This window comes from Deinococcus cellulosilyticus NBRC 106333 = KACC 11606 (genome assembly GCF_007990775.1).
In the GTDB taxonomy this organism is placed as follows: domain Bacteria; phylum Deinococcota; class Deinococci; order Deinococcales; family Deinococcaceae; genus Deinococcus_C; species Deinococcus_C cellulosilyticus.
In genome coordinates this window covers 54,646-79,461 of sequence record NZ_BJXB01000027.1, presented here as the reverse complement: position 1 = coordinate 79,461, position 24,816 = coordinate 54,646, and the positions used below count along the sequence as shown (strand labels likewise).

The 24,816-nt window shown below is 55.7% G+C and carries 21 protein-coding genes and 1 tRNA gene; 8 read left to right on the top strand and 14 right to left on the bottom strand.

All coding sequences use genetic code 11. The features are described from left to right. Positions 1-28: 28 nt before the first annotated feature. The 5 genes from DC3_RS23185 to thrC all read right to left on the bottom strand — a co-directional run bounded on the left by DC3_RS23185 (position 29) and on the right by thrC (position 6,544). A complete protein-coding gene (locus DC3_RS23185; RefSeq protein ID WP_146888972.1) occupies positions 29-1,669 on the bottom strand; it encodes a tetratricopeptide repeat protein in 1,641 nt (546 codons plus the stop codon). Between the two features lie 538 nt (positions 1,670-2,207). Then, a complete protein-coding gene (gene fba / locus DC3_RS23180) occupies positions 2,208-3,125 on the bottom strand; it encodes a class II fructose-1,6-bisphosphate aldolase (protein ID WP_146888969.1) in 918 nt (305 codons plus the stop codon). A gap of 234 nt (positions 3,126-3,359) precedes the next feature. Continuing rightward, positions 3,360-4,262, bottom strand: coding sequence for a hydroxymethylbilane synthase (gene hemC, locus DC3_RS23175; RefSeq protein WP_146888966.1), 903 nt, complete (start codon positions 4,260-4,262; stop codon positions 3,360-3,362). Positions 4,263-4,439: 177 nt separating this feature from the next. Then, on the bottom strand, positions 4,440-5,354 hold the full coding sequence (gene thrB / locus DC3_RS23170; protein ID WP_146888964.1) for a homoserine kinase: 915 nt from the start codon (positions 5,352-5,354) through the stop codon (positions 4,440-4,442). Between the two features lie 137 nt (positions 5,355-5,491). Further along, positions 5,492-6,544 (bottom strand): threonine synthase, encoded by a 1,053-nt coding sequence (gene thrC / locus DC3_RS23165; RefSeq protein WP_146888961.1) that lies wholly within the window; start codon positions 6,542-6,544, stop codon positions 5,492-5,494. Positions 6,545-6,754: 210 nt separating this feature from the next. Between thrC and DC3_RS23160 the strand changes: the two genes are divergently transcribed. Beyond that, positions 6,755-7,744, top strand: coding sequence for an NAD-dependent epimerase/dehydratase family protein (locus DC3_RS23160; RefSeq protein ID WP_186816208.1), 990 nt, complete (start codon positions 6,755-6,757; stop codon positions 7,742-7,744). Further along, entirely contained in the window at positions 7,723-8,325 is a 603-nt protein-coding gene (locus DC3_RS23155; protein ID WP_146888955.1) for a hypothetical protein, read from the top strand. Before DC3_RS23160 ends, DC3_RS23155 begins: the two co-directional genes overlap by 22 nt. Positions 8,326-8,328: 3 nt before the next feature. Here the strand turns inward: DC3_RS23155 and DC3_RS23150 are convergent, their stop codons facing one another. From DC3_RS23150 to DC3_RS23140, 3 genes are all read right to left on the bottom strand, one after another. Then, on the bottom strand, positions 8,329-10,551 hold the full coding sequence (locus tag DC3_RS23150; protein ID WP_186816207.1) for a PAS domain-containing sensor histidine kinase: 2,223 nt from the start codon (positions 10,549-10,551) through the stop codon (positions 8,329-8,331). Between the two features lie 449 nt (positions 10,552-11,000). Next, positions 11,001-11,077: transfer RNA gene (locus DC3_RS23145), tRNA-Arg, on the bottom strand. 123 nt (positions 11,078-11,200) lie between these two features. Continuing rightward, positions 11,201-11,623 carry a universal stress protein gene (locus tag DC3_RS23140; protein WP_186816206.1) on the bottom strand — a complete coding sequence of 141 codons (423 nt, stop codon included), beginning with the start codon at positions 11,621-11,623 and terminating at the stop codon, positions 11,201-11,203. 113 nt (positions 11,624-11,736) lie between these two features. Between DC3_RS23140 and gatB the strand changes: the two genes are divergently transcribed. Then, complete coding sequence (gene gatB / locus DC3_RS23135; protein ID WP_146888947.1) at positions 11,737-13,149, top strand: Asp-tRNA(Asn)/Glu-tRNA(Gln) amidotransferase subunit GatB; 1,413 nt, start codon at positions 11,737-11,739, stop codon at positions 13,147-13,149. Between the two features lie 25 nt (positions 13,150-13,174). Continuing rightward, on the top strand, positions 13,175-13,441 hold the full coding sequence (locus DC3_RS23130; RefSeq protein WP_146888944.1) for a DUF7662 domain-containing protein: 267 nt from the start codon (positions 13,175-13,177) through the stop codon (positions 13,439-13,441). A gap of 26 nt (positions 13,442-13,467) precedes the next feature. On the opposite strand, the gene DC3_RS23125 is transcribed toward DC3_RS23130, so the two are convergent. Next, on the bottom strand, positions 13,468-13,713 hold the full coding sequence (locus tag DC3_RS23125) for a hypothetical protein (RefSeq protein WP_146888941.1): 246 nt from the start codon (positions 13,711-13,713) through the stop codon (positions 13,468-13,470). A gap of 111 nt (positions 13,714-13,824) precedes the next feature. Then, the gene (locus DC3_RS23120; protein ID WP_146888938.1) at positions 13,825-14,367 is read right to left on the bottom strand and encodes a YbhB/YbcL family Raf kinase inhibitor-like protein; all 543 of its coding nucleotides are present in this window, start codon (positions 14,365-14,367) and stop codon (positions 13,825-13,827) included. Positions 14,368-14,538: 171 nt separating this feature from the next. On the opposite strand from DC3_RS23120, the gene DC3_RS23115 reads away from it, so the two are divergent. Then, a complete protein-coding gene (locus DC3_RS23115) occupies positions 14,539-15,453 on the top strand; it encodes a LysR family transcriptional regulator (RefSeq protein ID WP_146888935.1) in 915 nt (304 codons plus the stop codon). Between the two features lie 53 nt (positions 15,454-15,506). On the opposite strand, the gene DC3_RS23110 is transcribed toward DC3_RS23115, so the two are convergent. Then, positions 15,507-16,487, bottom strand: coding sequence for a YpdA family putative bacillithiol disulfide reductase (locus DC3_RS23110; RefSeq protein WP_186816209.1), 981 nt, complete (start codon positions 16,485-16,487; stop codon positions 15,507-15,509). A gap of 247 nt (positions 16,488-16,734) precedes the next feature. On the opposite strand from DC3_RS23110, the gene DC3_RS23105 reads away from it, so the two are divergent. Further along, the gene (locus DC3_RS23105; RefSeq protein ID WP_146888929.1) at positions 16,735-18,039 is read left to right on the top strand and encodes an alginate O-acetyltransferase AlgX-related protein; all 1,305 of its coding nucleotides are present in this window, start codon (positions 16,735-16,737) and stop codon (positions 18,037-18,039) included. Positions 18,040-18,117: 78 nt separating this feature from the next. Here DC3_RS23105 and DC3_RS23100 read toward each other — a convergent pair whose 3' ends face one another. Next, positions 18,118-19,434: a TPM domain-containing protein gene (locus DC3_RS23100; protein ID WP_186816205.1), complete on the bottom strand. Its 1,317-nt coding sequence runs from the start codon at positions 19,432-19,434 to the stop codon at positions 18,118-18,120. 94 nt (positions 19,435-19,528) lie between these two features. On the opposite strand from DC3_RS23100, the gene DC3_RS23095 reads away from it, so the two are divergent. Continuing rightward, positions 19,529-20,923, top strand: a complete 1,395-nt coding sequence (locus DC3_RS23095) for a TIGR04013 family B12-binding domain/radical SAM domain-containing protein (RefSeq protein ID WP_186816204.1) — start codon at positions 19,529-19,531, stop codon at positions 20,921-20,923. Here DC3_RS23095 and DC3_RS23090 read toward each other — a convergent pair. After that, positions 20,910-22,097, bottom strand: coding sequence for an MFS transporter (locus DC3_RS23090; protein ID WP_146888920.1), 1,188 nt, complete (start codon positions 22,095-22,097; stop codon positions 20,910-20,912). The genes DC3_RS23095 and DC3_RS23090 overlap by 14 nt on opposite strands. A 292-nt stretch (positions 22,098-22,389) precedes the next feature. Here DC3_RS23090 and fumC point away from each other — a divergent pair, with 292 nt between their 5' ends. Further along, positions 22,390-23,787, top strand: a complete 1,398-nt coding sequence (gene fumC / locus DC3_RS23085; RefSeq protein WP_146888918.1) for a class II fumarate hydratase — start codon at positions 22,390-22,392, stop codon at positions 23,785-23,787. A 58-nt stretch (positions 23,788-23,845) separates the two neighbouring features. Here fumC and DC3_RS23080 read toward each other — a convergent pair whose 3' ends face one another. Further along, positions 23,846-24,415: a hypothetical protein gene (locus DC3_RS23080; protein WP_146888915.1), complete on the bottom strand. Its 570-nt coding sequence runs from the start codon at positions 24,413-24,415 to the stop codon at positions 23,846-23,848. Positions 24,416-24,816 lie beyond the last annotated feature (401 nt).

The following is a 24,816-nucleotide window of genomic DNA, read 5'->3' as shown; positions in this document are numbered from 1 at the left end:
CCCGTCACAGACACAGCACACCAGACTTTTATTCGCTGAGCCGCTGGTTGAGTTCAATCACCCAGTCGCTGCCACTGGAAGGGAGGAAGATGCCACTCATTTTATGTTTGCCTTGCAAATAATCCTGTAAATCCCATACGATAGGATGAGCCGATTTAATCCTATATCGTTTTGAGGTTTTATCAAAAACAATCTGAATAACATGATTCTTTGATGCCAAAATATGCCGTATTTGATGAAAATAGTTTTTTGCTTTCTGCGTATCCATGTCCACAAAAACGTCAGTTAGTATAGATGCAAGACTGGATTCTCCATGACACAAAAGATAAACAATCAATTCAAAAGTTTTCGATAGAGGAATTTTCATAATCTGCTCACGAAGGACAATATCTTCTCTATCTATACTATAAATATAAATAATACTATTATATTCTGGAAGGATTTTATCATATTTCCTTTGCACATACTCATATAACTCTGGGAAAAATATCCATTCATCAAAAGCTACATAAAGAGAATCATCTTTTATCATCATTTCCAGCATTATTTTAATATATTCATCGAGTAGATTCAAATTGTGTCTTAAGCAAAAATTACACAAATGAATATAAATACGAACAGTCTCATCTAGATCTTTCTCGTTTTTTCTGAATTCTAGAATTTGTAATAAAATATCTAATCCATTTGCAGCATTTAACTCATCCAGATCAATATAAGTTTTTCTCATTTTATATATGTTTTCACTCAGTGGAGTAGATACCATTTTTTGCATGCGATTTATCGCTTTTTTGGCTTTCAAATTTTGCTTTTGAAGTTTATAAATCGAGCTTAAGTATCCATGCAAGATAAACTCAAACCCTTCAAATAAATGTTTTTTGGAAATATCTAAAGCCTCCAGAAACCAATCCTCAGCCATAGTAAGGTTATTTTTTACCAGGGCTACCTGTCCCAGCATAAAACATGAAAAGATTTCATGTTGCAGTATTCCACTCTTAGATTTAATATATACACACACCTCATGAACAGCATCCCATTTTCCTACCGCAAAAAGCAGTTGCGCCTTTGTCATCAAAACAGACCATTTTATATTACCGAGCGCCATTTCTTCAGCACGTCCAATATAATATAGTGCTTTTTCTTTATTTCCTTCATAATTATACGCCTCAGTAAGTCCAACCAGAATTTTTGGGGCCACAAATCTAAATTCTGGCACTCCTTGAATAATTTTCCAGGCAGTATTCATATCGGCAAGAGCACTCGTATTATCTCCCCGGAGGGAATGAATAAAGGATCGATTTCTGTACCAAAAGGCCTGATTGTAACCCTGCAAATCTTCAGGTGATAAGATCCTTAATTCTTCCACTGCTTCATCATATCTGCCCAGAATTCCAAATAGCCGCACCAGATCAATCCGCGCCATCTCATGACCAGAAGCGATCGATTTTAGGAAATGTTCCAACGCACGCTCTCTTTGTCCACAGGCCATGAAACAGAGTGCCACCCATCTCTCATCCACACCACTGGGTGCAGGAAGTTCCATATATACATCCACACCAAGCTGATACTCAGTAAAAAACTCACACAACTGGATATCACTTTCGATTGTGTAACCGGGCAACATCTCTTCAAGACGTTGTCTAAGTAGATTTACTTGCTGCCCTAAATTCATGGTAGACTCCCACTATCACGATGATGTCCGAAGGAAAATATGAAACGCTTCACAAAAACAGTACTGGGTTCTGGCAAGTCTTATCGTATGCAGTGTTCCATCCTTTTCAGCCCTTATCCTCCGTCTTCAAACCCGCCTTCAACCACTGTGCCTGTCCCAAAAGAAATTGTCCTGAAACCGATGGCAGCAAAATGGCTGGGGGGGCCTCATGAACTGTTCCAAGGACCGCAGCGTCAGCATGTAAAAACCTACTGAAAGAACCCAGGGTTTTGCCCTGAGGTTCTTTTTGGTGAATCTACCCAGGGATGTCAGAACCACCCATACAAAGTTTTCAGTGCAATTCACCCACCACCAGGAGAATCAAGGGATTCTGGCACTTTCCATGATTGCATGACCACAGTGTACGGAAAAGCAGAATGCCCGTCATCCCATCTCTGCTGGTCTCAAAAAGGACAGGATCTTTTTGGCGTCCAGAACCCAGAGTGGACTTTTGATGAAAAAACCCCGCTTTTGCGGGGTCTTCCATTCCTGAGCAAAATCAGGCTTTGCCAACAGACCCGAGCACGCGCATCTTGTGCTCCACGAGTTCACCCATCAGATCACGGGCTGGGCCGAGGATCTTGCGGGGGTCGAACTCTTTGGGGTTCTTGGCGAGGGCTTCGCGCACACCCACGGTGAAGGCCAGACGCAGGTCGGTGTCCACGTTGACCTTGGCGATGCCGTGCTGGGTGGCCTGCTGGAGGTCTTCGTCAGCGATGCCGAAAGCGTCACCGATCACGCCGCCTGCAGCACGCAGACGCTCAACGATGTAGGCAGGAACGCCGCTGGAGCCGTGGGCCACCAGAGGAATGCTGAGCAATTGGGCGCACTTCTCAATGCGGGCATGGTCAATGAAAGGACGGCCTTTGCCTTTGTAAGCGCCGTGGGAGGTGCCGATGGCAATGGCGAGGTAGTCCACGCCAGTGGCTTCCACGAACTTCTGGGCTTCTTCGGGGTTGGTGAGGAAAGCGTCTTCCTCGCTCACCACGATGTGCTCCTCGATGCCCCCGAGGCGGCCAATTTCGGCCTCCACGGTCACACCCATGGCGTGGGCCGCTTCCACCACACGACGGGTTTCGTGGGCGTTCTCTTCGAAGCCGTGGTGACTGGCGTCGATCATCACACTGGTGAAGCCCAGGCTGATGGCCTTGAGGGCGCTTTCGTAGCTGGAGCCGTGGTCAAGGTGCAGTGCCACGGGCACGGTGGCGCGGGTGGCGAGGTCGATCACCACATTGACGAGGTCCTTGCCGCCGTATTTGAGGGCACCTTCAGAGATCTGCACAATCACCGGGCTGCGCAGTCTTTCGGCAGTGTGAATGATGGCCTGGGTGATTTCCAGGTCGTTGGTGTTGAACGCACCCACACCGTACTTGCCTTCACGGGCGGGAACCAGAATTTCAGAACCAGTAACGAGCATTGTTGCCTCCTAAAGCAAGATTTTAACGTGCCAACCGAACCCTGAAGCACATCTGTCTATCAGGGCTGAACCTCAACGATCTTAACATACCCCCCCGGGAGGGCCACAGACAGAAGACCCGTACCAACTCCAGAAGTGACAGAAAGCGTCCAGAGCACGCAAATTCACATTTTTGCGAACATGAAAACAAAAACACCTCCTGATTCAGGAGGTGTTCTGGCTTGAGGCAAGGCTTTACTTGACCAGGTCCTTTGCACCCTGCTGCATCATGCCTTCTGCGAGTTCTTCCCCGAGGGCTTCGCATTCTTCAGGGTCCCCATCGATGGAGGCGCGAATCACGGTGCTGCCATCTGGAGCGGCAATGGCCCCTTCCAGTTTCAGGATGCCTTTTTCGATGGTGGCGAGGGCACCCACCGGAGCCATGCATCCCATGCCAATGGCATGCAGGAAGGCACGTTCTGCGGTGATGCGGTCATCGGTGTCTGCATCGTTGATCGAGTAGGCGGTTTCGATGACGAGGTCATCGTCTGCCCGGGTCTGCAGGGCCAGTGCACCCTGACCAGGAGCAGGCAGCATGATGGCAACATCGAGGAACTCATCAATGCGGTTTCTGAGATCCATGCGGATCAGGCCAGCAGAAGCAAGCACGATGGCGTCGTACTCACCCCGGCCCAGGGCGGCCAGACGGGTGTCCACGTTGCCACGCAGGTCACGGATTTCAAGATCAGGGCGGTAGGCTTTCAGCAGGGCCTTGCGGCGGGTGCTGCTGGTGCCGACAATCGCACCCTGAGGGAGGTCTTTGAGGGATTTCATGCCAGGACGTCCCACCAGGGCATCACGGGCATCCACCCGGCGGGGGATGCTTGCGATTTCCAGGCCTTCTGGATTTTCGGTGGGAAGGTCTTTCAGGCTGTGCACGGCAATGTCGATGCGATTTGCCAGCAGGGCTTCTTCAATCTCCTTGGTGAAGAATCCCTTGTCGCCTTTGAGTGCGCCCTGTTCCCGATCACCCCGGGTGGTGATGGTCTGAATCCGGAATTCAATCTCGGGCCATTCTTCTTTGAGGCGGGCGACGATCTGGCGCGTCTGTGCGAGTGCGAGTGCGCTGCCGCGTGTGCCAACAACGATTTGACGCATACGCGTATCAGTATAGCGGAATAAATGCGTTTGTGTAGTGCAGAAAACCCTGTGTGAAGGTTCCCTGGAAAGCAGTCAGCCATCAGCAGTTCATGGATGCTCCAGGCACAACCTCAAGCAAGAAGGGCAGAGAACATCCATCCTCTGCCCTTCATATGCATTTTTCTCAAAAGGCTTTCAGCGGGTTTCGATCTGGACCCCTGCGTTGTCGAGCGGAAGTTCTTCCAGCAGGGCAGCAATGCCATGTTGCTCCAGCACGCCTGTCAGGAAGGCTTTCAGACCAGAGAGATCGGTGTTTTCCTCGTAGAAGCACAGCACGCTGGGGCCTGCGCCACTCAGGGCAGCACCCAGGGCACCATGTTCTGGAGCCCCTTCCAGCAGTTCCAGCAGGCCTGGAACCAGAGCAGCACGGTAAGGCTGGTGCAGCCTGTCGCGCATGGCCTCTTTGAAGACCGTCAGGTTGCCACTTGCCAGTCCGGCGGCAAGCAGGGCAGCGTGGGACAGCTGGAACACCATGTCACTGCGTGAGTACGAGTCTGGCAGGACCCCCCTGGCTTTCGAGGTTTCCAGAGCATATTGCGGCACCACCAGAAGTGCCCTCAGGCTGGAGGGGAGTTGAAAACGCAGGTATTTTGCCGTCTGCCCATCGAAAGTGGCCACCACGGCCCCTCCGACCAGGGAAGCCCCTGCATTGTCCGGGTGGCCCTCCAGACGGCTGGCCAGATCAAACAGACCCTGGGTGTCTAAGGGGCGACCCAGCAGTTCATTTGCGGCCACCATTCCGGCAACGAGTGCAGCAGCACTGCTTCCCAGGCCCCTTGCCAGGGGAATGCCACTCTCAATTTCCAGACGCACCGGAGGCAACGTCAGGCCTGCCGTCTGGGCGAGGGCCAGCATCGCCTGATACACGATGTTGGTCTCATCTGTGGGGGTGCCTTCAAGGTCCTTGCCGATGGGCACGATCTCCAGAACATCCTGGGGGGTCACACGCACGGTGGTGTACAGGGCAAAACTGATTCCCACGCAGTCAAAGCCAGGTCCCAGGTTCGCACTGCTGGCAGGAGCTCTGACTTCAATGATCACGGGGGGCATGGTCGTCCTCTGTGGGGAATGGTTGGGCAAAACATTGCTTTCCATGATATGTCCTCAGGGTTGCATCAAGGTGGATGTCTGGATGGACCAGAGGGCGAGCCCATGGCCCGCCCCTGAATTGCTGGTCATCAAGTAGGTTACTTTTGCTTGATGACCCTCATCACGCTTTCGAGGTCGGCCTTGACCACCACAGGCTGGGCATTCACGGCCTTGATGGCGGTGTTGGGGTCTTTGAGACCGTTGCCGGTCAGCACGCACACGATGCGTTTGCCTTTCAGCTCTTCCAGACGGCCCTGGCTCTCGAGTTTCAGGATGCCCGCGACACTGGCTGCACTGGCAGGCTCACAGAACACGCCTTCCAGGGCAATCTGGCGGTAGGCTTCCAGGATTTCATCGTCGGTCACACTGTCAAAGAGGCCGCCCGACTCTTCCACAGCAGCCCTTGCAAAGTGTGCAGATGCAGGGTTGCCAATGCGAATGGCAGTTGCAATGGTTTCGGGGTTGTCCACCTTGTGGCCGAGCACCAGAGGGGCCGCACCTGCAGCCTGAAAACCAAACATGCGGGGCAGGTTCTGGTTCTTTCCGGCCTCTTTGTACTCCTTGAAACCCTTCCAATAGGCAGAGATGTTGCCTGCGTTCCCCACAGGAATGGCGAGCACGTCAGGAGCATCGCCCAGCACATCCACCACTTCGAAAGCTGCGGTCTTCTGTCCTTCCAGACGGAAAGGGTTCACCGAGTTCACCAGGGTGATGGGCTCCACCGCACTGATTTCACGCACCAGATCGAGCGCCTCATCGAAGTTGCCTTCAATGGCAATGATCTCTGCACCGTACACCATCGCCTGGGCCAGTTTGCCAAGCGCAATGTTCCCGTTGGGAATCAGCACAATGCAGCGCAGGCCACTGCGGGTGGCGTAGGCAGCAGCAGCAGCAGAGGTGTTCCCGGTGGAAGCACAGATGATGCTTCTGGAACCGTCCTCCAGGGCCTTGGCCACCGCCATCACCATGCCACGGTCCTTGAAAGAGCCCGTGGGGTTCAGACCTTCGTACTTCAGGTACAGTTCGACCCCGAGGCGCTTGGAGAGGTGGGTGGCGTGAATCAGAGGGGTGTTGCCCTCGTGCAGGCTCAGGAGGGGGGTATTTTCATTGACGGGCAAGTACTGGCGGTATTTTTCAAGAAGTCCGGACATGTGTGTTCCTTTGCTGAAAGCCACAGGTGGCCCCGATGGTTGTCCCTGAATCGGAACAGTGAGAGTACCATCAGCCTAGCGTGTCAGGGAGGGCAGGCCGACCTTACATCTAAGCAATTCTGCCTCCCCTGTTTCTCAGCAAAGCCAGTTAAGATGTGCACAAACAGATTCACAGCCGCATTCAAAGGCAGCACCCACAAAGGAGACATCATGAACGTTCTGGTCCTCGGAGGAAGTCGTTTTGTTGGCTGGTACATCGTGCACAGCCTGCTGAAAGCAGGGCATCAGGTCAGTGTTTTCAACCGGGGTCGCAGCAACACCGACCTTCCTGCAGAAGTGGAACAGCTTGTGGGAGACCGCAACACCGATCTGTCTGCATTGCAGGGCAGAAGCTGGGACGCTGTGATTGATGTGAATGCCTACGTTCCCAGGCAGGTCCGGCAGATTGTCGAGGTTTTGAAGGGAAGGGTGGAGCATTACGTTCTGGTGTCCACCATCTCGGTGTATTCCGACAGTGCAGAGGTCCCGATCACTGAGGAGAGCCCGGTCATCGAACTGGAAAACAAAGACACCGAGGAGGTCACCGGAGAAACTTACGGTGGTCTGAAGGTGCTGTGTGAACGCACCCTGGCAGAACTGTGGGGCGAGAAGCACACCATCCTGAGGCTGGGTCTGGTGGTGGGGGGCCGGGACCTGACCTTCCGTTTTCCGTTCTGGGTCAAGCGTGCTCTGGAAGGAGATGAGATGATTGCTCCAAACAAACCCGTCAGTCCAGTGCAGTTTGTCTTCGTAAAAGACATTGCAGATTTTGCGGTGCACACTGTAGAAAACCAGATTTATGGCACCTTCAACACCGTCCGTGAACCTGAGCTGTGGGGCGAGGTGCTGCGCGAGATTGTGCAACAGGCGGGAACGGATGCTCCCCTCACCTGGGTGGATGGCAACTTCCTGCTGGAGCAGGGGGTGCGCCCGTGGATGGACCTGCCCATCTGGCTCCCTGAGCAGCCTGAGTTCATCGGGATGCTGAGCGTGAGCGACAGAAAGGCAAAACTGAACGGCATGCCCTCCTCTCCCCTGCCTGAAGTGGTGGAGGACATGGTGACCTGGGCAAAAACCCAGCCTGATGAGGCCTTCAAAGAGGGACTGTCAAAAGAACGCATCCGGGAGATCCTGAACGCATGGCACGCACTGCATCCCTGATCCTGCTGGTGCTGCTGGCTGGGGCTGCAGGGGCACAGGGCAACACTGACCTGAAGCAGTACGCCCTGACCTCCCTGGTGATGGCTGAGGACCAGGCAGCGGCAGGGAAAAGCCTCTCTTTCCCTCTGGCCTGCAAGGCCCTGCCAGGAAACAGCCGCGTTCCTGCCAGTGTGAAAACCTGTGAACTGGGTCTGGACCCCTCTGGCAAGGGCTTCCGGGTCACCGGGGTCAGCAAGACTGGGCAGAAATACACCGCAACCAGTCAGGGCATCCGCCAGAAGAACTCCGGGGTGAATGTGAGCCTGATTCGCATGACCTACCAGTTCCTGCAGGACACCTACCTGCAGGCCTATGTGCGACAGACACAGCTGAATCTGGAGTTCTGGCTGTCCAGCGGGAAAACCCTCGAGGGTGCCCTCGGGGCCTGCAACCGCATCCCCAACAACCAGAAGCAGCCTCCGGAAGTCGCAAAATGCCAGATTGTCAAAAACAAGACCACCTACACCATTCAGGCCACTGGAGTTCGGGGAAACCAGGCCTCTGTGACGGGGCCTCAGGGCAAAATTCAATTCAAAAAATAAAACTCAGGCTTCCAGTGCACGAATGGGTAACCTCACCCGGGCAGTGGTGCCCACACCCAGCTCACTTTCCAGGGTGATCGTGCCTTCGTGCTGCTCGGTGATCCAGCGTGCGATGGAGAGTCCCAGACCTGTTCCTCCCGGGTCTTCCCCAAGTGAACGGGCAGCATCTGCCCGGAAGAAACGCTCAAAGACCCTGGGGAGGTCTTCCTTGCTGATGCCCACTCCGGTGTCTGAGACACAGAGTTCTGCCTCTTCACCTGCCCGCATCAGAGCCATCTGGATGGTGCCCCCTTTCGGGGTGTATTTGGCAGCGTTTTCAAGAAGAATCAGGGCCAGTTGTTTCAGGCGGTCATGGTCTCCCATCAGGGTGATCTCATCCACCTGCTGCAACCCGAACCGGTGATCGGGTTTCATGCGCTCCAGATCCCGCCAGACGTCCAGCACCACCTCGTGCAGAGGAACTTCGGTTTCGCGGATGCCCAGACCGCTGTCCCCTCTGGCGAGTTGCAGGAGGTCACTGACCAGACGGCCCAGGCGTGCCGTTTCCCGGTAGATGTCCGTCAGGATTTCCTTCTTCTCATCTTCGGGCAGGTGGGTGTAGCGCATCAGCAGTTCGCTGTTTCCCTGGATGCTGGACAGAGGGGTCCTCAGTTCATGGGAGGCGTCTGCCAGGAAACGCTGCTGGGCTTCCATCAACTGGCGGGTGAGCATCTCGCTCTGAACCAGTGCGGATTCGGCCTTTTTGCGGTCATCAATGTCAATCAGCGCCCCGATGAACCCCCTGAATTCACCTTCCGGGGTGAGTCTGGGGATGCCCCGGTTCACCACCCAGCGCCACACCCCGTCAAACCTGCGAACCCGCATCTCCAGGTCAAAGGGAATGCGTTTCTCGTGCGCTTCACGGGTCACCTGCAGGCAGTGCTCCAGGTCATCCGGATGGATGGACTGAACCCAGCCAAATCCCAGATCCTGTTCCGGTGTGCGTCCAGTGAAGTCCAGCCAGCTTCTGTTCAGGAAGGTGCAGCTCTGGTCTGGACTCGCCATGAAGATCATCACCGGGGCCTGATCTGCCACCAGCTGAAAACGCCTTTCGCTCTCCTTGAGCTGCTGCTCGATGTTCTTGCGCTCGGTGATGTCGAGGTTCACGCTGAGGGTCATGGTGGCCTGACCCGCTGCATCCCTGGCAAAGACTGTGGTCCGGGCATAAAACCAGTGCCACGAGCCATCTTTGTGCCTGACGCGGTATTCCCTTTCCAGGCTCTGTCCATCTGGGAGATTGCGAATGTTCTCTGCATGGGCATGGGCTGCCTCAAGTTCATCTGGGTGGAGCGAACTGAAGAGCTGCTCACGGTTCATGTCCTCCGTCTCCTGAAGGCTGTACCCCAGCATCTCGGTCATGGCGGCATTGGCATACACCAGTCGGAGCGTCTCAACTTCCCGGATCACAATGAGTGCGGGGGTGGTGTCCGCGATCCGCTCCGCAAACCGCTGGCTGTCCTGCACCTGCCGCTCTGCCCGTTTCTTGTCGGTGATGTCCTGCAGCAGAGAACCCACCCCGAGGATCTCTCCGGCATCATCTCGCACCGCAAAATGGCTGCGTTGCAGGTCACGGGAAACACCATCTGCTCCAGTCGCAGTGTATTCAACATTGAACAGGGACTTCCCACCATGCAGAACCTGTCGGAACTCCTCTTCCACCTCAGGGTAGTGCCCCTGGTAGACTTCACTGAAGGTGCGTCCCAGATAGGCATCCACAGGGTAGATGGTGTGCTGTCCCATGTGAGGATTGATCATTCGAAACCGCAAATCCCGGTCCGTGAAAGAAATGCCCAGCGGCACACTGTTCACCACAGCCCTCAGGGTCTGCAATTCCTCCTGCTGGTCCTCACTGAACACCACAAGCCAGCCTGTCAGGTGCCCCACAGACTGCACCGGAGAGAACACACCCTTCCATGCCCGACCCGGGCTGTCTGGAAAAAACAACCGCTGCAGGGAAAATTTCTCTGTGCCCTCCAGACCTGCTTCCAGCGTCCTGTGCACCCTCGCCTGATCTGCAGACGGAAGCAGCGTCAGCCAGCCATCCCACCCTGAGGGGAAAGCCTCCAGCCACAGGTCGTTGCACACCCAGTGCTTCCGGTCCGCAGAAAGCATCCAGGCAGGCAGAGGCACCGCCTGCAACATCTCCAGCGCCTGAAGGTCCTGAAAGGAAGAGGTCTCGGTGTTCATGCATTCATCCCGCGATATGTGACGTGTCTGCACGGCCATGCCCCTCACCCGACATCAGGGACAATCGGGCAAGGCAACAGAGGGACAATCCACCTGCTGACTTCATTATGGAATGCTCAAGGTCATAAAGGGAAGACGCAATTTGTTTCGCATGGAGCTGAAAAAATTTTCAGGGGAAAAACCCCCAGCGACATTTTACTGGGGAGGTTCTGGTGCGCCCGACAGGAGTCGAACCTGTGACCCCAAAAAGCAATTCCTTAGGAGTGAATCAGGCACGTCCTGAGCAAGGATCTAAAAACCCCCAGCGAGCATTTCACTGGGGGGGGTTCTGGTGCACCCGACAGGAGTCGAACCTGTGACCCTAAAAAGCAATTCCTTAGGAGTGAATCAGGCACGTCCTGAGCAGACAAAATTAAAAAACCCCAGCGAGCATTTCACTGGGGGGGTTCTGGTGCGCCCGACAGGAGTCGAACCTGTGACCTAAGCCTTAGGAGTGCCTCGCTCTATCCGTCTGAGCTACGGGCGCTTTCGGGTGAGAATTATACCGCGTTCTTTCTTCGAGGTCAAAACTGCTCTTATTCCACAGAGAAAAAATGGAAGCGGGGCGAATTCCCCGCTTCCAAGAAGGGATGGGTGATGCTGATGCAGGCTATTCGGGGTCGCGCACGATCATCACGGGGATGGGGGATGCCCGGACCACGGCTTCGGCGACACTGCCAAAGAAGAAGTGGCTGAGGCCTTTGCGTCCGTGGGTGCCCATGAAGATGTAATCGGCGGCGAAGTCTTTTGCGGCTTTGAGGATCTCATCGGCAGGGCGGCCCATCACGAAGAGGATGTCTTCTCCTTCGGCCTGGATGCCTTTGAGGTTTTCAAGCGCGGCTTCCTTGATGCGGTCCTGGGTTTCTTCCAGGATGTAGGCCGGAGAGAGGGCATCAACGTAAGGGGAGAACGCCGCACTGGCATCAAAGACGTGCACCAGTTTGATGCGGGCGTCCGGGACCATCTCGCGGGCCAGTTTGAGCGCCTTGTGGGCACTGGCAGAGAAATCCGTGGGGACCATGATGCGGGTCATACGTGCCTCCTTGGGTGCTTTCATTGTGCGCTTTTTTCGTGCTGCAAATGTCCCTGAGAGGCCCTCTAGGAAAGCCCTCCTTGCCAGAAAACACCCTTGCTATAATGCCTGTCATGTATGAAGCGGTGATTGGTCTGGAAGTGCACCTGCACCTGAAAACCAGAAGCAAGATTTTCAGTGCGTGCAGTGGAGAATATTTCGGGGAGGGGCCGAACACCTTCACGGACCCCCTCACCCTTGGTCTGCCGGGAACGCTGCCCACCCTCAACCGGGAGGCGGTCGAGAAAGCCATCATGTTTGGTCTGGCCCTCAACTGTGATGTGGAGGGGTTCACCCAGTTCCACCGCAAGAATTACTTCTATCCAGATGCCCCGAAAAACTACCAGATCTCCCAGTATGACCGTCCCATCGCCCGGAATGGCTGGGTGGAGGTGAACGGAGAGCGCATCGGGATCACCCGTGCCCACCTGGAAGACGACGCCGGGAAACTCATTCACCCTGCGTACACCAATTACAGTCTGCTGGACCTGAACCGGGCGGGCATGGCCCTGATCGAGATGGTCACCGAGCCCGACATCAAGAGTCCGGAGCAGGCCAGGGATTTCCTCAACATGATCCGTTCCATTGCCCAGTCTCTGGGGGTCAGTGATGCCAACCCTGAAGAAGGCAAGATGCGCTGCGACGTGAACGTGTCGGTGCGCCGCCCGGGTGAGCCTCTGGGCACCAAGGTGGAGGTCAAGAACCTCAACTCCTTCAAGAGCGTGCAACGTGCCCTGGAGTACGAAATCGAGCGCCAGACCCGCGTTCTGGCCAACGGGGGCAGGATCTCCCAGGACACCATGGGCTGGGACGATGGGGGTCAGAAAACCTTCGTGATGCGCACCAAGGAAGGGGAAGCCGATTACCGTTACTTCCCCGAGCCGGACCTCCCCCCGCTGAACATCACAAAGGAATGGATCGATGAGGTGCGGGCCAGAATGCCCGAGGTGCCCCAGCAGAAGTTTGAACGCTATGTGGCCCTCGCGGTCAAAGAAGCCGATGCCCGGGTGATCTCTGAAAGCGTGACCCTCAGCCGCTTCCTGGATGAGGCCCTCAAAACCTACACAGGTGAGGCCCAGAAGGTGGTCAACTGGCTGCTGACGGATGTGGCTGGATGGCTGGCCGCCCGCATCATCGACATCAGCGAATCGAAACTCACCCCTGAGCTGCTGGTCAAACTGGTGAAACTCATCGATGCAGGCACCATCAGCGGAAAAATGGCCAAGGAACTCCTGCCAGAGGTGATGGAAGGAGCAGACCCTGATGTGCTGGTCAAAGAACGCGGTCTGGCCGTCGTGACGGACACCGCAGCCATTGAGGCCGCCATCCAGAAAATTCTGGACCTCAACCCGGATGTGGTCGCAAAAGTGCAGGCAGGCAACGCCAAGGCCGTGAATGCCCTTTTCGGTCCCATCATGAAAGAGATGGGCGGCAAGGCCAAACCTGAAATCGTGCGGGACCTCTTGAACCAGAAACTCGGTCTTTGAAGGCCCTGATTCAGATGCGCACCCGATGAGCAAAAGCTCCGCAGATTATTCACCCATCGGGCAATTTCTTTCCCAGCAGCAGGAAGCCACCTGCAAGCTCAGTTTTGAGCAGATCGAGAGGTTGCTGGGCTTCAAATTGCCCTTTGCGGCCCGCACGTTGCGTCCCTTCTGGTCCATGCCCAAATACCAGCACATTCAGGGCTGGACCCGACAGGGCTGGGAAACCGAGCGGGTGGATTTTGTTCTGGAAACGGTGACCTTCAAGCGTTCAGAGGGCAAGAAAAAACGCTGATCTTGTCTGCAAAACAGACACCACCTTCAGTCATTGGGGGTGGTGTCTGTGCCTTTTCTGCGTCCTGGCCTCAGGAGACCCTGACCGTTCAGGTCGTCCAGGCTCAGCTTCAGGTGGGCATCCTGCTCCACGGTTTCAATGAGGTCCTGGTCGATCCAGTATTCTTCCAGCCGTTCTTCCGTGCGGAATTTGACCAGTCCATCTTCGATCTGCTCGATCTTGCCCACCAGGTGGTCCTGGTAAAACAGCAGCATTCCTTCTCTCAGCACCATAAACACTCCTTTTCAACACTGTAAGAAGTTGCTGCAGAGGGGACGAGCTGATTTCACACGTTTCTGAAAACAAAAAGACCCTGGTCTCGCCAGGGTCTCTGGGGCCTTCCTTCATCTGCCGTAGGTCACGGTGATGGAGGCTTTTGCCAGCGCATTGCTGTTCAGATTGAAGCCCACGGTGGCAGGCATGGTGTTCTCACCAAGGCCCAGGTTGCTGGTCTTCAGGGCAAACACCGTGAACACGTAGCGGTGAGGGGCTCCTGCAGGAGGGCAGGCTCCACCATAGCCGGGTTGACCAAAGTCGGTGAGGCTCTGCACTGCACCTTTGGGCAAGAGGTCTTTCTGGGCCCCACCCGCGCCTGCAGGCAGGGTGTTTGTCTCTGCGGGGATGTTGAAGACCAGCCAGTGCCACCAGCCACTTCCGGTGGGGGCATCCGGGTCATAGGCGGTCACAGCGAAACTTTTTGTGCCTTCTGGTGTACCGCTCCAGCTCAGCTCGGGGGAAATGTTCTTGCCGGGGCAACCCCAATCGTTGAACACCTGATCGAGAGGCAAGGTGCCCCCTTCAGTCAGGGAAGGGCTGGTGACGGTGAAGGTGCTCTGGGCAAAGGCACCCGAAAGGAGCATCAGGGCAGAAATCAGAATGTTTTTCATGCAATACCTCCCAGCATGCAGAAGTTTTTCTCCGGCATGCGCAGATGAAATCTGTTGTTCTGGAGTCATTCTGTCCAAAAAGGCCCCATAAGGCAAATAGCATTTTTGAATGCCGGGTATAATCATTGCTAATGGCCTGCCTTGAGGCCAGCTTTCCTTCAGGAGGCCTGCATGTCACAGATGGAATGGTACAGGAACTTCATTGCGGTGTACCGCGCAGGTTCGGTGTCTGGTGCAGCAAAACTGCGCAACCTGACCCAGCCTGCTGTCAGCCAGCAACTGGCCCTGCTGGAAGATGCTGTAGGGGTTCCCCTCTTCGTGCGCACCCCGAGGGGGATGCTTGCCACCGAGAAAGGCGAGGCCCTCTACGCCCAGGTCTTTGAGGCCATCGACAAACTGGAACGCATTTCAAGGGGCATCCGGCGCACCACCACCACCCTCCCAACCATCCGACTGGGGGCCCCTGCCGAATACTTTCATGCTTACGTGCTGGACCGCCTGCAGGGTCTGGGGGTGAATTTTACGGTGCGTTTTGGTTATGGTCGCGACCTGCTCAATCAGCTGGAGATGGGGACCCTGGATGTGGCCCTGACCACGGTGAAACCCACCCAGAAATCCACCCATTTTCAGGTGCTGTCCAAAAAGCGCTTTCTGCTGGTGGGCCCCTCCCACTGGGAGAATCCTGATCCTGAAACCTCCCCGGAAGAACTCGGAGCCTGGCTGAATGGGCAGCCCTGGGTCAATTACAGCATGGATGCCCCCATGCACCGCAGGCTCCTGCAGCATTTCGGTTCGCGCTTCGAGGGCCAGTTTGTCCTGACCGTCCCTGACCTGAGAACAGTGTTGCGCAGTGTGGAACTGGGGTACGGTCTGGCGGTGCTTCCCGAGTTTCTGTGCACCCATGCCCTGCAGTCAGGCACCATCAAAGAAATCTGGCCGGTGCGGGATCTGGTTTTGCAGGACCAGTGGATGCTCTCCTACCGGGAAGTGGATGGGGACCGTGAGGAGATCCATGCCATTGCTGCTGCTCTGCGGGTTCCCGAAGATTTCAGGACCGAAGCCCGGCAGGCAGAAGCCCTGACCTGAGCTCAAATCAGAGCATCCCTGGACATCCAGGGATGCTCTGAACATCTGATGGGTTACTGTGGCACGCTCTGCAGCTGACGGATCACTTCGCGCATGGCAATTTCGGCATGAAAACGCCCATTCTCGATGAAGACCTTGTTGGTGTGAATGCCGAATCCAGCGCTGCCGCACACAAAGAGGCCGGGCACGTTGGACTCGTAGTTTTCATCGAGGTCGGCCATCAGGTCCTCATTGAGGCTCACCCCTGCTTCCCTGAGCAGGTCGATGTTGGGTCGGTATCCGGTGAGGGCAAAGGTGAAGTCGGTTTCCAGTTCCCAGGTGCCCTCTTCACTTTCCACAATCACACGGTCTTCCAGAATCTCGATCACCCGTGAATTGAAGTGGGCGGTGATGGAGCCTTCCTTGATGCGGTTTTCGAGGTCGGGTTTCACCCAGTATTTGATGGTGTTTTTGAGCTGAGGCGCACGCACCACCATGGTCACTTTTGCCCCACCACGCCAGAGGTCAAGGGCTGCGTCTGCTGCACTGTTGCCTGCCCCGATCACGGTGACTTTCAGGCCCCAGAACGGGTGGGCCTCGGTGTAATAGTGGGAGACGTTTTCGGAGTCCTCGCCAGGAATGCCGAGGTGCAGAGGGTTGTCGTAGTATCCGGTGGCGACCAGCACCTTGCGGGTCTCAAAAACCCCCTGACTGCCATCTTTTTTGTTCACCAGCACAGTGTGTCCTGCGGGGGCAGGGTGAATGCGGGTCACCTCGTGATATTGCAGCACATTGAGGTTTTCACGCTGGGCCACCAGACGGTAGTAGTTCAGGGCTTCTTTGCGGTCCGGTTTCTCTCGGGCGGTCACCATGGGGTGTCCACCAATCTCGAGTTCAGGCGAGGTGGTGAAGAAGGTCATGTAGGTGGGGTAGTCGAAGATGGCATTGACCACGCACCCCTTGTCGAGGACAGCGTAATTCAGTCCGGCTCTCTTGGCTTCGATGGCTGCGGCAAGCCCGACGGGTCCCGCACCGACTATGATCAGGTCGTACATCATCATCTGTTAAATTAGCACGTCTGGCAGCAGCAGAAAGTGTCACATCTACAAGAACAGCAGAAGGACACCGGCACATATGTATAGAAAACCTATATCGTGAAGCGATAAAGATGAGAATCTAGGCAGGATCACCTCATTTTCAACATGTTTCATCTTTCATACTTGAAGAAATCAAAGCAAAAACCAGCTTCAGTACACTGTTTTAGCACACGCTCTGTTCAGGGAGTGCACCCTGGAGGTCTCCATGCATGCATTGAAACGCACCCTCTCCATCCTCACCTTTCTGCTCGGCAGTGCTGCCTGCGCCCAGCAGAACCTGACCCTCTGCGCTGCTGCCCTGCAAGAGTCCAGTTACCGGCCCGAAGACACCTGGGCCATGCTGGCCGGTCAGGGAAAAGACGGCTGGCTTTTTGGCCGTGGGGATTACTCCACAGGTTCAACCCTGAACTACAGCAAAGAAGTCCTCCGGGAGCTCTCTGAGACCTTCAAGGCGCAGGGCATTCAACTGGTCATCGTGGATGTGCCATCCCGGCTGCTGCTCTCCCAGCAGCACCTCGATATGGAGCGTCTGGTGCCTTTCAATGCGGACCGCATCCGCAACACCTATGCAGACCTGCATGATGAACTGAACGAAATCGGAATCATTGCACCCAACCTGCTGGAAGACGGCTTCAAATACACCCAGGGTCCCTACTTCCAGAAAACCGACCACCACTGGACCACCGAGGCGGCAAAACATGTGGCAGGCCTCATCGCCGCTGAGATCAAGAAACTGCCCGCTTATGCAGAAATGCAGAAAACCGAATACACGCTGGAGAGCAAGCCCCTGGGCAACAACGGCAGCTATGCCCGCATGGCCAACAACATCTGCAACACCACCTTCCCGGACGAAACCATCAACGTCTACACCGCCGTTCCCAAAACCGAAGGGGACCTGCTCTCTGGAGATGAGCCGGATGTGGTGCTGCTCGGAACCAGTTTCAGCCACCGCCGGGAATTCACCACCGATGACACCTTCCCGGAAGCCCTGAAATTTGAGCTGCAGACCGATGTGCTGAATGCTGCCGTGGAAGGCGGGATGTCATTTGGAGCGATGGAATCCTACCTGATGTCCGACAGCTACAAAAACCACAAGCCAAAAGTCATCGTGTGGGAAAACAACTTCTACATGGGTGAACTCAGCAACGTCTGGGCCCTGTGGCGCATGATCCCCCTGGCACGTGGAGGATGCAGCGATCAGGTGACCTACAAAGGCCAGGGGGACCTGAAAAGTCGCACCACCATCGCCCTGCCAGACAACCTGAAAATCGAACCTGGCAGTGCCCTGAAACTGAACTTCAGCGATCTGAAAGCCACCGATTTCCAGCTCGGCCTGGATTACGGCACTGACGTGATGAACATGCAGCAGAGCCGCACATGGCGCATTCCCAACAACGGTGAATTCTACCTGCAGCTTGCCCGACCACAACCCATTCAGGAGATCCAGTTGAACTTCTACCGCCCGGACATCTCGGGACAGTACGAGGTTTCCATCTGCAAGATGAAGTGATGACGCCTTTCTGCTTTGGTGCCATGCACCTCTGACAATTCATTTTCTGACCCCCTCCTGTCCGCCCAGGAGGGGAGTTCACCAGTCTCCGCTGGAACCGCTGGAACTGTCCGAACTGCCCCCGGAAAAACTGTCTGAACTGCTGCTTGAGGAATCCAAACTGCTGCTCGAGGAGTCCCAGGTGCTGGTCACTGTGCTGGCTGCTGCTCCAGCCATGAAGGCCCGTCTGGCTTCATCGTCATCGTAAGCACCAGAGTGACCATGGTGGTGATGGTGGTGGCTGTGCCGGAATCCTGACCTGCGAGAAGGGGGCAAAGGGCCTCCGCGCAGGGCGGAACGCATGACACTGACCACAACGATGATTCCGATCACGATTGCCAGCAGAGGGAACAGGATGGGCACCAGAATCCACCAGTTGATGCCTCCCGTCACCTGTTCCAGTTCATTCATGAAATTGCGGAAATTCCACACCTGCATCTCCCACCAGGACATGGACGGGCTGTTTTGTGGACGGTCAGTGGAGAGGTTTGCTGTCTGAGACCCTCCAAAACTTTGTGTGGGGACCACCCTGTTCACATGCCTCTTCACAAGCTGGATCAATTGCAGGGTGCCGTCCTGAATCCCTCTCTGATATCTGCCTGCCTTGAAGTTCGGAGCGATGGTGTTCTGGATCAGGGCTTTCGTGGAGGCGTTCAGGGCTGTTCCATATCCTTTGCCCAGCTGAATGCGGATCTTGCGGTCCTCCATGGACACCAGCAGCATGAACCCCCGGTTCCAGCGCGGATCACCCACTCCCCAGCGGTTGAAGAGGTCCAGTGCAAAAGACTCCACCGTCTGTGCTCCATAGGTTTTCAGGGAAGGCAGCACCACCACTGTGCCTTCCAGATTCGTCTGCTTTTCCATCTGGGCCAGATGGTGGTTCAGGGTTTTGCGTGTCTGGGCATCCAGCACCCCTGCGAAATCTGTCACGTAATTTGATTGTGGCGCAGGAAGGGGATTGCGGACCTTCAGACCCTCCAGCAGGGTCTGCACCCCCCGCACATACTCACGGTTCTGGAAGCTTGTGGTGATCAGCACCGACCAGGCTGATGCATCTCCTGAAACCCTGCTGCCCAGTTTCACATGGGCTTTTTTCAGCACAGGATTGTAACTGAGTTGCACCGCGTACTGCTTCTGAAAGGCATTCAGGTTCCAGCCGTTCCAGAGCTGCACAGCTGACCGCTCCGAAGTCACCACCTGCAAAGGATACCCTCGCACCTGATGGTCTTTTCTGAGGGCACCCAGCATCTGGCTTTCCTGACCGGACGCAATGACCTGGCTCTGGTCCAGCACCTGCTGTGCATGGGTCAGATTTGTGAAGGCAAAGAAAGCAAATAAGGTGTGAATGGGTTTCATGGAACCTCCCTGGATGCTTTTATTGTCGCATGGGCAATGGAGAAGGGCTGTGCGTACCACAGGGCAACCCTCATGCATGAAGATCCTCTGGTGCATGTCTTCCAAAGATGCTTTAATGGGTCCCGTGAAGGGCAAACATGCCATCCTGATGGTGGAATACAGTTACAACCGATACAGCCTTGCTGTGCTGACCGGCATTCTGGAAGCCGATGGGCGTTTTGAGGACCTCGACATTCATTTTCGCAAGGCTGCGAAAAAAGACAGCCTGGAAGATGACCGGCATGAGGAACTCCTGCAGAACATCATCCATCTGGCAAGACAGTACCAGCGTCTGGTGGTGGCTTTTTCCTTCCACACGCCCAACGTGGCCGCGATGGGCTACACCCTGAAAGCCATTCGGAGGGCCCTGCAGGACCAGAAGATCGACAATGTGGTGGTCATTGCCGGAGGTCCACATCCGAGTGGAGATCCCCTCGGAACGGTGCAACTCGGGGTGGATGTGGTGGTGCTCGGAGAGGCAGAGCGCACCCTCCCGGATCTGCTGGAACGGCTGTTTGCAGACCAGAGCCTGGAAGACCTGAAGGGCATTGCTTTCCTGGACGACCAGAAAAAGTACCGCTTCACCGGGCGTGCCCCCCAGGTGGACCTGAACGATCACCCCCCTTTTTCTGTGAAGTCCAGACGGTTTGCACCGCTGGAAATTGGAAGGGGATGCGCTTTTGCCTGCAGTTTCTGCCAGACCCCTTTCCTGATGGGGGCAAAGATGCGGTACCGCTCGGTGGAGAACATCATCCACTGGGCGCAGGTGGGCAAAAATGCCGGTTACCGCGACCTGCGTTTTCTGACCCCCACAGCCTTCACTTACGGCAGTGTGGACGGGCAGACCCTGCATCTGGACCTGCTCGAAGACATGCTCAGGGGCGTGAGCCAGATTTTTGGCAAGGAGCATGTGTTTTTCGGGTCCTTCCCCTCTGAGGTGCGGCCTGAAACGGTCACGGTCGAAACCCTGTCCCTGGTGAAAAAGTACTGCACCAACGACAACATCATCATCGGGGCGCAATCGGGCAGCAACCGCATGCTGCGTGACGTGCACCGGGGGCACGGCACCGAAGAGGTCGAACAGGCCGTGAGGCTCCTGCTGGAATTCGGGTACCAGGCCAACGTGGATTTCATTTTCGGGATGCCCGGAGAGTCTGAAGAGGACATTGCCGAGACCCTGGAATTCATGCTGAAACTGACCCGCATGGGGGCCAGGGTGCACTCCCACACCTTCATGCCTCTGGTCGGCACCCCACTGTCAAATGCTGCTCCCGGCATCGTCTCTCCTGCCGTGCGCAAGATGCTGGAGGAACTGAGGCAGCTTGGACTGGAGTATGGACACTGGAAACAGCAGGAAATGATCGCAAAAGAAAGCACCGAGTTTCTGGAAGACCTGATCGAAGAGCGCCCCGAGGAACTGAAAGGGGTTCGGGCTTTCAAACGGCAGTAGGAGCCTGGGCGTCCTGGGTGCTGCGTGCCTTGAACTGCCCGATCAGGAGGGCCGTGATGCTCCCGACCACAAAAAAGATGGTCCAGGGCAATGCCGCAAAATGCAGGTTTTTGCCCACATCAAAGAGCACCCCGCCCAGGGCATTGCCCAGAAATCCTCCAATGGCAAGGGGCAGGGCTGCCACCCCAAGGTAGGTTCCAGCCCGTTCAGGAGGGGTGAGCCCTGCAATCAGGGTCTGCTGGCTTGGAGCAGCAAGCAGGTTCCCAAAAGCAAACACTGCCGTACACAGCAGGATGCTCACAGGTTCCGTGGTGAAGCTCATCAGGCCCAGACCAAGGGCCATGCTCCCCACTCCAGCAGCAAGCAGCACCTGGGAAGACCAGCGCTTGCTGGCGTATTTCATGATCGGGTACTGCAGCACACTGGTGAACCCGGCGTACACCCCATACACCCAGGCGGTCAGGGACGTGCCGCCATGCTGGGTGGCGTGCAGCATCAGGGCCACATTCACCTGCACCCACAGGAAGAAAAAGCCAATCTGGATCACCTGAAAACGCATGAAAGGAGCGTCACGCAGGGCCAGTTTCAGCCCTTGCATGGTGCTGCCCTTTGGTTTCTTCTCGGTGACCCGCAGGCTGGGCAAGAAAACCAGGGAGAACACCAGGGAAATCAGGTAGCAGGAGGCACCCATGAAACTGACTGCTGCAAAACCATAAGGAATCAGCAGGGTCCCAATCAGCGGCCCAACGGCCATCCCGATGTTGCTGCTCACCCCCTGAATCGCATAAAAGCGCGGACGCTGCTCTGGGGGGGTTAAAAGAACAATGGCCGCAGATTTGGGAGCATCAAAAAGGGCACCCCCAAAAGCCGCAAACACCGCAGAGGCCATCAGGAGGGGAACACTGTCTGCAAACGCCATGCTTGCAAAACCCAGAGCCCGCACCAGGAGTCCCAGACAGATCAGCAGTTTCAGGCCGTAACGGTCCCCCAGCATGCCCCCCACCACAGTGAAACCCTGCTGCACCAGTTGCCGCACCGCCAGCACCAGACCAATGGCTCCAGCGGCCCATCCCAGACCGTTCACGAAGTGCACGGTGATCAGCGGGATGATCATGAAAAAGCCAAGCCACATCAGGAGGTTGTCGAGCAGGAGAATGCGTTGCGCCCGGGTCATGCCATACCCTAACGCGGGAAGGGATGGGGGGGAATAGAGGGATTGGCGTAGAGAAGAGATACCGAGAGCCTCGTGATTGACAGGAAAATGGATGTCAAGAGTTCAGGGATTCAGTTTTCTTTACAGGCTTGTGAATTGCTGGTGATCAGGACACAGGATGATCGAGCGTTCCTGAAGAAAAAAGCCAGAGCTTCCATTTGCCCTCGGCCCTTGGCACTCGGCGTGCCTATGGGCACATTTCTTCCTTAACTGCGGTAAAATAACGGCGGTTGATTTTATCAGGAGGCTTAGCATGACGTACCGCACGGAATCCGACACCATGGGCCAGATCCAGGTGGAAAACTCCCGCTACTGGGGCGCACAGACCCAGCGCTCCATTCAAAACTTTCCCATCGGCGTGGACCGCTTCAAGTTCCCCCGCGCCATCATCCGCTCCCTGGGCATCCTCAAAAAAGGTGCTGCTCTGGCAAACAAAGAACTGGGCGAACTGCCAGCAGATGTCGCTGACCTGATTGTGCAGGCCGCCGATGAGGTGATTTCCGGCAAGCTGGATGAGCACTTCCCTCTGGTGGTGTTCCAGACCGGGTCGGGCACCCAGAGCAACATGAACAGCAACGAGGTGATCTCCAACCGCGCCATTGAGATCGCTGGTGGAGAACTGGGCAGCAAGAAGCCCGTGCACCCCAACGATCACGTGAACCGGGGCCAGAGCAGCAACGACACCTTCCCCACCGCCATGCACATTGCCGTGGTGCTGGAACTCAATGAAAAGCTCTTCCCCAAAGTGGAGAAGCTGCGCAACACCCTGGCCCAGAAAGCCGAACAGTTCAGCGGCATTGTGAAAGTGGGCCGCACCCACCTGCAAGACGCCACCCCCATCACCCTGGGGCAGGAAATTGGCGGATGGGTCGCACAGCTTGATTACTGCATCAGCGAAGTGAAGCACGCCCTGACCGGCCTGTATGACCTCGCCATTGGTGGAACTGCAGTGGGAACGGGCCTGAATGCCCACCCGAACTTCGGGGATCTGGCGGCCAGTTACTTTGCAAAAGAAACCGGCTATCCTTTCCGCAGTGCTGAAAACAAATTTGCGGCGCTGAGTGCCCATGATGCCCTGGTGCAGACCAGTGCAGCCCTCAGAACCCTCGCGGGTGCCCTGATGAAAATGGCCAACGATGTGCGCTGGCTTGCCTCCGGTCCCAGAAACGGCATCGGGGAAATCAGCATTCCTGAGAACGAGCCCGGGTCCAGCATCATGCCCGGCAAGGTGAACCCCACCCAGTCCGAGGCCATGACCATGGTGTGCGTGCAGGTGTTCGGCAATGATGCTGCAGTGGCCTTCGCGGGATCACAGGGCAACTTCCAGCTGAACGTCTTCAAGCCTGTGATGGTGCACAACGTGCTGGAAAGCATTCAGCTGATTGGTGATGCCTGCGTGGCCTTCAATGACAACTGTGCAGAGGGGATCGAGCCCAACCTGGCAAAAATCGAGCACAACCTGTCCATCAACCTGATGCAGGTGACCGCCCTGAACCGCCACATTGGTTACGACAAGGCTGCAGCCATTGCCAAGAAAGCCCACAAGGAAGGCACCACCATGAAGGAAGCCGCACTGGCCCTGGGTTACGTGACCGAAGAGGAGTTCGAGAAGTGGGTCATCCCCATGGACATGACCCATCCCAGCGCGTGAACTGAACCCTCTCCAGCAAAAGAGCCTCCTTCTCAGGAGGCTCTTGATGTTTTGACTTTTATTTGCCTTTACCAGAGTTGCCTTTGTCTCCAGATTTGCCGTGGTCTTCACCACTCTTGCCATTTTCGGTGTCGCTGTTGCCGTTGCCGTGGTGCTCACCACTCTTGCCGTTGTTGGTGTCGCTGTTGCCGTTGCCATGGTGGTCTTTGTCTTTGCCACCATTGTCATCATCGGCATCGTCGCTGCTGTCGTCATCTTTGCCGGGTTTGACCTTGTCTTCCTTGCTGTTCTTGTTGAGCACGGCCACCAGAGGAAGGGCCTTGCCGTCCACCATGACTTTCACCTGTCCGGGTTTGCTGAGGTCACCTGAGAGGGCATAGGTGGTGCTCTTGCCTGCAGCATCGGTCACCACGACCTGTTTGACGGTGCTGAGGTCACCTGTGGCATTCAGGGTGCCATCGGGGTTGAGGGTGGCAATGACCGTTCCAGCAGCATCCACAAAAGTCACGGTCTGGCCTTTGAGGGCAGCAAAAGCCACAACCGCCGTGAGGGCTTTGGGGGCGGTGTCTTCGGCCAGAGCAGGGCTGCTGATCAGCAGAAGGGCGGCGATAAGGATGGTTTTTTTCATGATGTCCTCCTGGGGGCATAAACCCTGAAACTGTTCTCTGTCAGAAAGCAGGTGCAGGAGCTCAGTCCACGTGCATAACAATGGAGGTCAACTCGAACAGGACCAGCTTTCATTCGGACAGCTTCTGAAACACTTGCAGTGTATAAATCGAAGCTGACTCGGTTATGACTGAAATCTGACGTGTTTCTGATTTCATCTGCTCTTTATTTTGTTTTCATGCATGCTTTTTGATTGGTCAACACTGAACACAAATGTTACAGGTGCTTTTTTGCCCTGGATTCCTAAAGCGGAAACCATCTGCATGAAACTCATGGACAGCCTGAAAGGTTTCATGAGAAAAATCCTGATTTCCCTTTAAATGCTTTCCATTTGTGGACTGTGCTGGCAACCTCTGCTGCATA

Coding starts and splice junctions, on each gene's coding strand:
- DC3_RS23185 (WP_146888972.1), bottom strand. CDS start 1,669: ATGAATTTAGGGCAGCAAGTAAATCTACTTAGACAACGTCTTGAAGAG.
- fba (WP_146888969.1), bottom strand. CDS start 3,125: ATGCTCGTTACTGGTTCTGAAATTCTGGTTCCCGCCCGTGAAGGCAAG.
- hemC (WP_146888966.1), bottom strand. CDS start 4,262: ATGCGTCAAATCGTTGTTGGCACACGCGGCAGCGCACTCGCACTCGCA.
- thrB (WP_146888964.1), bottom strand. CDS start 5,354: ATGCCCCCCGTGATCATTGAAGTCAGAGCTCCTGCCAGCAGTGCGAAC.
- thrC (WP_146888961.1), bottom strand. CDS start 6,544: ATGTCCGGACTTCTTGAAAAATACCGCCAGTACTTGCCCGTCAATGAA.
- DC3_RS23160 (WP_186816208.1), top strand. CDS start 6,755: ATGAACGTTCTGGTCCTCGGAGGAAGTCGTTTTGTTGGCTGGTACATC.
- DC3_RS23155 (WP_146888955.1), top strand. CDS start 7,723: ATGGCACGCACTGCATCCCTGATCCTGCTGGTGCTGCTGGCTGGGGCT.
- DC3_RS23150 (WP_186816207.1), bottom strand. CDS start 10,551: ATGAACACCGAGACCTCTTCCTTTCAGGACCTTCAGGCGCTGGAGATG.
- DC3_RS23140 (WP_186816206.1), bottom strand. CDS start 11,623: ATGACCCGCATCATGGTCCCCACGGATTTCTCTGCCAGTGCCCACAAG.
- gatB (WP_146888947.1), top strand. CDS start 11,737: ATGTATGAAGCGGTGATTGGTCTGGAAGTGCACCTGCACCTGAAAACC.
- DC3_RS23130 (WP_146888944.1), top strand. CDS start 13,175: ATGAGCAAAAGCTCCGCAGATTATTCACCCATCGGGCAATTTCTTTCC.
- DC3_RS23125 (WP_146888941.1), bottom strand. CDS start 13,713: ATGGTGCTGAGAGAAGGAATGCTGCTGTTTTACCAGGACCACCTGGTG.
- DC3_RS23120 (WP_146888938.1), bottom strand. CDS start 14,367: ATGAAAAACATTCTGATTTCTGCCCTGATGCTCCTTTCGGGTGCCTTT.
- DC3_RS23115 (WP_146888935.1), top strand. CDS start 14,539: ATGTCACAGATGGAATGGTACAGGAACTTCATTGCGGTGTACCGCGCA.
- DC3_RS23110 (WP_186816209.1), bottom strand. CDS start 16,487: ATGTACGACCTGATCATAGTCGGTGCGGGACCCGTCGGGCTTGCCGCA.
- DC3_RS23105 (WP_146888929.1), top strand. CDS start 16,735: ATGCATGCATTGAAACGCACCCTCTCCATCCTCACCTTTCTGCTCGGC.
- DC3_RS23100 (WP_186816205.1), bottom strand. CDS start 19,434: ATGAAACCCATTCACACCTTATTTGCTTTCTTTGCCTTCACAAATCTG.
- DC3_RS23095 (WP_186816204.1), top strand. CDS start 19,529: ATGTCTTCCAAAGATGCTTTAATGGGTCCCGTGAAGGGCAAACATGCC.
- DC3_RS23090 (WP_146888920.1), bottom strand. CDS start 22,097: ATGACCCGGGCGCAACGCATTCTCCTGCTCGACAACCTCCTGATGTGG.
- fumC (WP_146888918.1), top strand. CDS start 22,390: ATGACGTACCGCACGGAATCCGACACCATGGGCCAGATCCAGGTGGAA.
- DC3_RS23080 (WP_146888915.1), bottom strand. CDS start 24,415: ATGAAAAAAACCATCCTTATCGCCGCCCTTCTGCTGATCAGCAGCCCT.